This window comes from Vibrio sp. 10N.247.311.13, assembly GCF_041467595.1.
Lineage (GTDB): Bacteria > Pseudomonadota > Gammaproteobacteria > Enterobacterales > Vibrionaceae > Vibrio > Vibrio crassostreae_C.
In genome coordinates, this window is the sequence record NZ_JBFSUX010000103.1 from 1 (window position 1) to 6862 (window position 6862).

General features: G+C 43.3%; 6 protein-coding genes and 2 pseudogenes. 2 read left to right on the forward strand and 6 right to left on the reverse strand.

What is annotated here, in order from left to right; all coding sequences use genetic code 11:
- Both AB6E52_RS22490 and AB6E52_RS22495 read left to right on the forward strand, forming a co-directional pair.
- Nucleotides 1-212 (forward strand): transposase (locus AB6E52_RS22490; RefSeq protein ID WP_372189981.1); only part of this gene is annotated, 212 nt, incomplete at its 5' end.
- 582 nt (nucleotides 213-794) lie between these two features.
- On the forward strand, nucleotides 795-1970 hold the full coding sequence (locus AB6E52_RS22495; RefSeq protein ID WP_017064690.1) for a threonine/serine exporter family protein: 1176 nt from the start codon (nucleotides 795-797) through the stop codon (nucleotides 1968-1970).
- A 312-nt stretch (nucleotides 1971-2282) separates the two neighbouring features.
- Here the strand turns inward: AB6E52_RS22495 and AB6E52_RS22500 are convergent, their stop codons facing one another.
- From AB6E52_RS22500 to AB6E52_RS22525, 6 genes and pseudogenes are all read right to left on the reverse strand, one after another.
- The gene (locus tag AB6E52_RS22500) at nucleotides 2283-3266 is read right to left on the reverse strand and encodes a GTP-binding protein (RefSeq protein ID WP_065584640.1); all 984 of its coding nucleotides are present in this window, start codon (nucleotides 3264-3266) and stop codon (nucleotides 2283-2285) included.
- Nucleotides 3267-3358: 92 nt separating this feature from the next.
- Nucleotides 3359-5035 (reverse strand): amidohydrolase family protein, encoded by a 1677-nt coding sequence (locus AB6E52_RS22505; RefSeq protein WP_102319826.1) that lies wholly within the window; start codon nucleotides 5033-5035, stop codon nucleotides 3359-3361.
- A 109-nt stretch (nucleotides 5036-5144) separates the two neighbouring features.
- Nucleotides 5145-5780, reverse strand: a complete 636-nt coding sequence (locus AB6E52_RS22510; RefSeq protein ID WP_102319827.1) for a hypothetical protein — start codon at nucleotides 5778-5780, stop codon at nucleotides 5145-5147.
- Nucleotides 5740-5862 (reverse strand): annotated as a pseudogene (locus AB6E52_RS22515) (carboxylesterase family protein); the annotation flags it as partial. The gene AB6E52_RS22510 and the pseudogene AB6E52_RS22515, both read right to left, overlap by 41 nt.
- Nucleotides 5863-5906: 44 nt before the next feature.
- Nucleotides 5907-6191, reverse strand: coding sequence for a hypothetical protein (locus AB6E52_RS22520; RefSeq protein WP_017062010.1), 285 nt, complete (start codon nucleotides 6189-6191; stop codon nucleotides 5907-5909).
- 377 nt (nucleotides 6192-6568) lie between these two features.
- Nucleotides 6569-6862 (reverse strand): annotated as a pseudogene (locus AB6E52_RS22525) (transposase); the annotation flags it as partial.

Genomic DNA, 6862 nt, shown 5'->3' on the forward strand with positions numbered 1-6862 from the left:
CGGCAAGTTATCCGCTAAACACCTGCACCCTAGAAGGGATAAACAACAAGATAAAACTAATCAAGCGAGTGGGGTATGGGTATCGAGATACCGACTACTTCTTGGAAAGCCGCGATGAACCACAAATAAGCGGCTCTTTTTTAGCCCAATTTTCTGCTCTTAAACCTTATCGACTGTATCCGCCCCATGAACCCACGGGACGATATTGTTAATACGTGAGCGCCGCAATCACACTGTTAGCGCTAAGGAACCTTTGAAACCGTCATCAAAGCTCACTCATAATAAGCTATTATTTACAGTAGATTTCGGTTAATTTTCCAAAGGCCATTATGAAAAACAAACTGAGTTTAGCAATTCAAGCATACTGCAACTGGATTGATTCAAACATTATTGAAATTGCTTATGTCGGTTCCATTCTAGTTGTGATTCTAACGCTCATCATCAATCTTATTTAGGCTTCCATTTCCTAAATATTAGTTTCCTTTACTCATTACCGAGCTTTTCTAAAAGCCTCAGAGTTAAATCAATCACCTCATGGATTTGGAGTTTTACGCCTTCAAATAGCTGCGTGAGCGGATCTATTTTTGAGGTTGCAGCTTCAACAATGACTGATTTACCTCAACGATAAACTGATAACCTCTCATTCAATGAATCCTATCTTTTTAACCATTGCCTTGTTCGTTTGTAGGGGCCCGTCCTCTATACACGACTATTGGTTACGCTTGAATGAGGATACTATTGAATTAGAATGCCCCTCAAACATATATCGCCTTGGTTATTGAGAAACAAACAGAATGAAACAAACAAATCACATCGAACAATGCCAGCAAGAAATTTTGAGCTTTTCGGACCGATTACATCAATCTGGTTGTGCGCCTTACTCGGTAGCTCAATACACTCAAGCTTATGCAAAACGCCAGAACATTGATGTCTCTATTGATGTGACCCCGACAAAAGTCATCACTATTTTTGAGCAACCCACGCAAAAAGTCGTGATGGAAAACAAAAAACCACCCTCGGTTAACTTACGTGATTTAGTCGCAACGCTTAAAGGGTTTTCGACTCATTCCCATTACGAAGGTTCAGAAACCTACTCGAATCGTACCTTGTGCTTTGCCAATTTATTGCTTCCGCCATGTTATTTAATGTTAGTTGGCAGTACTTATCTGGCGGTCGGTTTATCCATTATTCTGGGCGCTATAGCCTGGCTAGCACAAATTTTCCTGACTGGGCCAAGAAGCATTCTTGTCGAGTTCTTTGTCGCCTTAGTAGCCAGTTTTTTAACCGGTATGATAGCGGCACAGGTTCCCGGCTTACCAACATTGGCACTGTGCATTTCTTCCATTGTCCTTTTTATTCCTGGGTTAACCGTCACCAACGGCTTAGCCAGTCTTGCTCTCAATGACTTTCGGTCAGGTATCGAACTGCTTGCACAAAGCGCACTCATAGTAATGAAAATATTCATCGGCATTGTTATGGGGTTAGGCTTAGCCAACATAATCAATCAACCATTATCGGTACCGGTATTTATTGATGAAATCCCATTCGTTCTTCATGTCACCGCACTGATCGGGATTTCTGTCGCTATTGGCCTTATTTTCAACGCAAGTATGACAGAAATTCTCTTAGGCCTTCCTGTCGCGGCAATTGGCATGTGGGGGCCACATTGGTTTACTTCCGATTGGGTTGTAGGTACATGGGTAAGCACAATACTCATTACGCTTTACGGGTTGGGGATGGGAAAATTGCGTCACGTTCCACCACTCATATACATTATTCAAGGGATCATCATTCTTGTCCCCGGTAGTCGAATCATTGTCGGAGCAAGTGAGTCCTTCTTTGCGACCTCCATTTTACCCATTCCGAATATTGGTCTGTCCGCCTTGCTGATGTTTGGCGCGATTATGGCGGGACAAATCATGGTTTATTCTATATTTAGTCGTCATTTTGATTCCATCATTGAGGACTAACCATCGAGCTAACAATCGCTGATCAACACGCCCCAATAACCCACGATTGAGTCTTTATCTGCTTTTTGACGTTAACCGATTCTGAGAAGGTACTGATGAACAGAGTCTCGAAAATCGATAAGACTATTTTGTTTCAGATGGCGAGGGGAATGAGCAATATGGATTTGGAAAAACCGAATAGAATCGAAAGTAGCCAATAATTCAATAAGATAAGGATGCTTAGGATGAGTCAATGCAAAGTAGGCAGAGGTAAGCTAGGTATAGGCAAGCGCTAGGTTGATAGGCTTGCCATCTACTCCATTTCCGTTCTAACTACGCCACCAGTGCGTTCAGTTTTTTACGCATACTCTCTTTATCAAGGCCACCTTTAGGTCCAATGAAGACTAACCGTGACGAACGAGATTCATCATCTTCCCATGCATCTCCAACCGTCACATTGGCTCGCTGGCCCGTGCACTGAAATACACAGCGATGATCAGGACGATCGGTTAAATTTAAAATACCTTTCATGCGATAAGCATCAATTGAAAACTGTTGCAGTAGAGGATACAAACTTTGTAGATTAAGTGGTTGATCAGTTTCAAAGCTGAATGTTTCGAAATCATGGTTCACGTGATGACAGTGCTCATCATGACAATCATGGTGCTGGCATTCCTTTTGATCAGCCGCTATTTTGTTAGTGACAAAGCGCGTACTTTCAGGGGCATCAAATAAGATAGGTAAATCCACTTCGCCGAATGAAATATCAATCAATTTAGCAAACGGAGCTTGTACTCGGCACCATGCTTTGACTTGCTCTAGTTTATCAGCATCGACTAGGTCAACTTTATTAACCAGAACAATGTCAGCCACTTGAATTTGCTGCTTCGACAACGTCTCCATTGGGCCTTCTAGCCCTAAAATGTTTTCCGCATCGATCGTCGTCACGATTGCATTTAAAGGTGCGTGTGCTTGCAGTTCCGGATCTTCAAATTGAAGTGCCACTTCTTTGGGTTCTGCGATACCTGAAGTTTCAACAATAATATGGTCTGGGCGTTCCTCTAATGCGAGTAAACGCATTACCGAAACGACTAGTCCTTCTGCAAGGTTACAACAGATACAGCCATTCTCTAGGCTGATCATATTTTCACTTTCAGATTTAACTAACTCCGCATCAACATTGATTGATCCAAAATCATTGACGATCACAGCCATGCGCATTCCATTTGCATTGGTTAATATATGGTTTAGTAGGGTCGTTTTCCCTGCTCCTAAAAATCCGGCTAAAATTGTTACTGGAATAGGCTTCTTGCTCATAGCATGCTCTCTTTCGATTTTCGTTGTCTATATTTACTCGGTAAGCAATAAAAAAGGTTGAGCTAATGCCCAACCTTTTAAGTCAGGATAACTTAGCCAGTAACTTTGTTGCGAACCGCTTCACCTGGGTTTGAATCTAACAACATTTCACCAGCTTCAATGATAGGTGTCCCGTTTACAAGTACGTATTTCATGCCTGTAGAAAGGGCATTTGGTTTATCAAATGTTGCAACGGCTTTTACTTCATCAAGTTTGAAAATAGCTAAATCAGCATCTTTACCTACTTGAATACGACCTTTATTTGCCATTTGTGGCACAGCATCCTCAAGAATACGACATGCGTTTAAGCTAGTTCTTTCCATCGCTTCTACTAGTGTTACCGCTTTGTATTCCTCGACATATTTTTCAATAAAACGAGAGAAACAAGCAAGTGAGCGAGGGTGAGCTATTGCGTTGCTTGGAAGTGGCCATACATCACCTTCAATTAATACGCCTTTATCATCCATCCAAGGCATTGCATCTGAAGCGATAGCTGCACCTGGGAACAATACTGAACGGTCCATTTTAGCGCGATCTTCTTTGTTCTCATCGGGTTTTAAGAAGTGCATGACAACCACGGTACCGGGCGCTGATGCTTGTAGTTCAGTGACTTTTTCTTGGTTTAGTGCTTTACCATTCGCTTCCATGTAGCTAGCGCTTGGTACACCCCAACGTTGTAACCAATCGTCACCACGGAAAACTTCTGCGCCAATAACGGAAGAGCCAGCACCATAAGGATAAGCTTCAGTAGTAACGGCTAAACCTTGATCAATGGCGGATTGAACTAAATCGGCACAATCTTCGATATCTTGTACTGACGTGCTGTTGAGGTGACAAATGTGCATGTGTGCACCCGTTGTCGCCGACAGGCTAATGAGTTCTTGGTATGCTTCAAAGCTTGATTTTGGCTCTGCGCTGTTTAGATAACGAACGTGAGTGTAAGTTGGTACTTCATAGCGTTTTGCTAGTTTAGCAAGATCATAGTACTCTTTGTGGCCATAACCTGGTGCGTAACCCGCGTTAATACCAATGCCTAAGCCCCCCTCTTTAAGACCTTGCTCAACCGAGCCCAGAATTTGTTTTAATTCATCTGGGGTTGCTAGGGTATTTTGCCAATTGTTTTTAGAAAAAGCTTTCTGGAACCAAACAATCGTACCATCAGGAGCAGGCATCGTAGGTTCTTTTGCTTGAATACGAGCGTAAGTCCATGCTACAGAAGCGCCGTAATTAATCGGGCGACCTTCAGCAGCAGTAATATCGTAGTACGTTCCGATTGGGAATAGACCAGATTCCATCTCAAGAGCGGTGGTTACGCCATCGAATGCTTGAGCACGGGCAGCAGGAAGTTGTTGTCCGTGAGCGTGCATATCGATAAAGCCAGGTGCAACCACGAGACCTTCAGCATCGATGATTGTTTTGCCTTGCAGCTTTTTGTCTGAGATTGCAGCAATACGCTTACCTTTAATACCGACGTGACGAATTGCGTCGAGTCCAGTTTCAGGATCAACAACACGGCCATTTTCGATAACGATATCAAATGGCCCTTTCTCGTTAGGCATCAGTTTGATGTTTTGGCCAACCAGTTTTTCAGGGGCTGCATGTAAAACAGAGGCAAAAGGCAGTGCCGCAGCCCCAACCGCTAACTTAGTCAAAGTCGAACGTTTATCTGTATCGACACCATCAAGTAATACTTGCGTAGCGTCCAATTCATTTGGGTCGTAATTTTTCATATTGATACCTGTTATGTTTGTTGTAAAAGAATATTAGTTCATGATTGCTATGAAAACTATGCTGCATGTAGAAAAATCAATCGATTGACTAACACCCACCTTTCCATCATTAGAATCCACTGCCAACCGTTATATAAAACGCGCTGTCAACGTCACTAAAAGCGAGGTCTACCCCCATGTGTAACCCATATCGGCAAGCTATCTGATAGCGAAATCCAGCACCATACGCATCGACACTTTCATCGTCTGACAGACTGCCCTCTACTGTCGCTTTATCCAGGCCATAAAACGCAGAAACGGTCCAACGATTATCAATCGCATTATCGTATTCCGCGACAACACCCAGCCCAGAGGTCACCGAGCTTTCGCCCATAAAATATTGAATAACGCCATTGATAGCGTTATTCACATCTTCATTACTGGTCTCAAACTCTACCGAGCTCTGGCCAATAATCTGTTTCACACCCAGCATCAATGGTGTGTTTGCCACTCGAAACTCGAGCTGCTGAAGCGCAGCGACTCCCGAGGTTTTTGTGCCGAATTGAATCGTTTTGTTGTACGACGCACCTATACTGAACTCTTTGAAAATATCGAGGTTCGCCTTTCCAGCGCCAACGCCACCCGTATATCGAATGGTATCTTTTAGCCACGACGGTATCACCGTTAATGTCGGTATCAGAACCTGCGCCATATTCAAAGTCCCCACCATGAATAAAGACATACACGGGTAATGACTCTGAACCATTGATCTCCGAAGGACGCCAAATATTAAGATTCAAGCAATCTTCAGATTGCTCTTGCTGGGTTATTTTAAGCTGTGGGCACACGGCGCCAAATTGTGTCGCATCTATAGCGCTATCAGCATTGTGTTCTAATTGACGGAGTGACTGTGCTGAAAACGTTGTTGATCGGCGTAAGTGATTCCTTTAAACGCTTCAATGGATACGCGTTGCTCGTCACCTGCTAAGGTATTGATCACAACAGACTCTCTATTTGCGAAAAGAGTCGCGTCCCCGATGGATACTGAAACTTGCTCTGTTGGTAATGTCTGAAGCGGTTCTGGCTTAATAGGACGTGAGCTGGTTTCATCACTACCCCACGCAGAAAGAGCAACAGTGATAGCGATAACCATGAGTGAGCGATGCGTTAAATTCATGGTTGTACCCATAAATGTGTTCGGCCATCTGACCTGATATTGGTATCATCAAACCTGAGAATCCCTATGCTCAGCCATGCTCATTTCTGGAGTATTTGAAGTATTTTTTCTTTATGGTGCGATATTAATTCACTCTTTAAATTTGAATAAATCGCTTATGCAGGACGTGATCCTACATATATTCACTACCGTGAGTGGATGTCGCTTTTTATTTATCACAAAGACTTCTTGTTGTACCTTCTTTGGCTGACTATCTAGGGTTGATAAAATTTCAACGGGTTCTTGAAACAGCTCTATAGGGGGTTGCTGTGACTCTCCTTCTGAAGCTTCAAACTCATCAAAGAACCCAAATATGTTATTAGAGTCCGATGGCATAGTTAGCACCAAACGTAAGTTTCGAGGCCAAAGCCAATATTGTTGAGGTCTGTTTTGACTTGACCCGAAGAGGTCCAAGGTAGAAGTGCGTCGATATCAGGCTCTGCTTTCGCGAGCTCTTTCATGCACTTGACCATGTAGTCTTAGAGGATAAGACCGTTGGCTTTTGCAGTCTCGACGATACTGTAAAGCATCGCGCTCGCCTCAGCACCGTTTGTGTGTTGGAGAATAGCCAATTTTCCCTGCCAATAACCAGCGGTTTAATTGCGCGTTCAGCGCGATTATTATCGATAGAT

Bases quoted from the DNA above. Each gene is read 5' to 3' on its own strand.
- AB6E52_RS22500 (WP_065584640.1), bottom strand. From the start codon at position 3,266: ATGAGCAAGAAGCCTATTCCAGTAACAATTTTAGCCGGATTTTTAGGA.
- AB6E52_RS22510 (WP_102319827.1), bottom strand. From the start codon at position 5,780: ATGGTTCAGAGTCATTACCCGTGTATGTCTTTATTCATGGTGGGGACT.
- AB6E52_RS22505 (WP_102319826.1), bottom strand. From the start codon at position 5,035: ATGAAAAATTACGACCCAAATGAATTGGACGCTACGCAAGTATTACTT.
- AB6E52_RS22495 (WP_017064690.1), top strand. From the start codon at position 795: ATGAAACAAACAAATCACATCGAACAATGCCAGCAAGAAATTTTGAGC.
- AB6E52_RS22520 (WP_017062010.1), bottom strand. From the start codon at position 6,191: ATGAATTTAACGCATCGCTCACTCATGGTTATCGCTATCACTGTTGCT.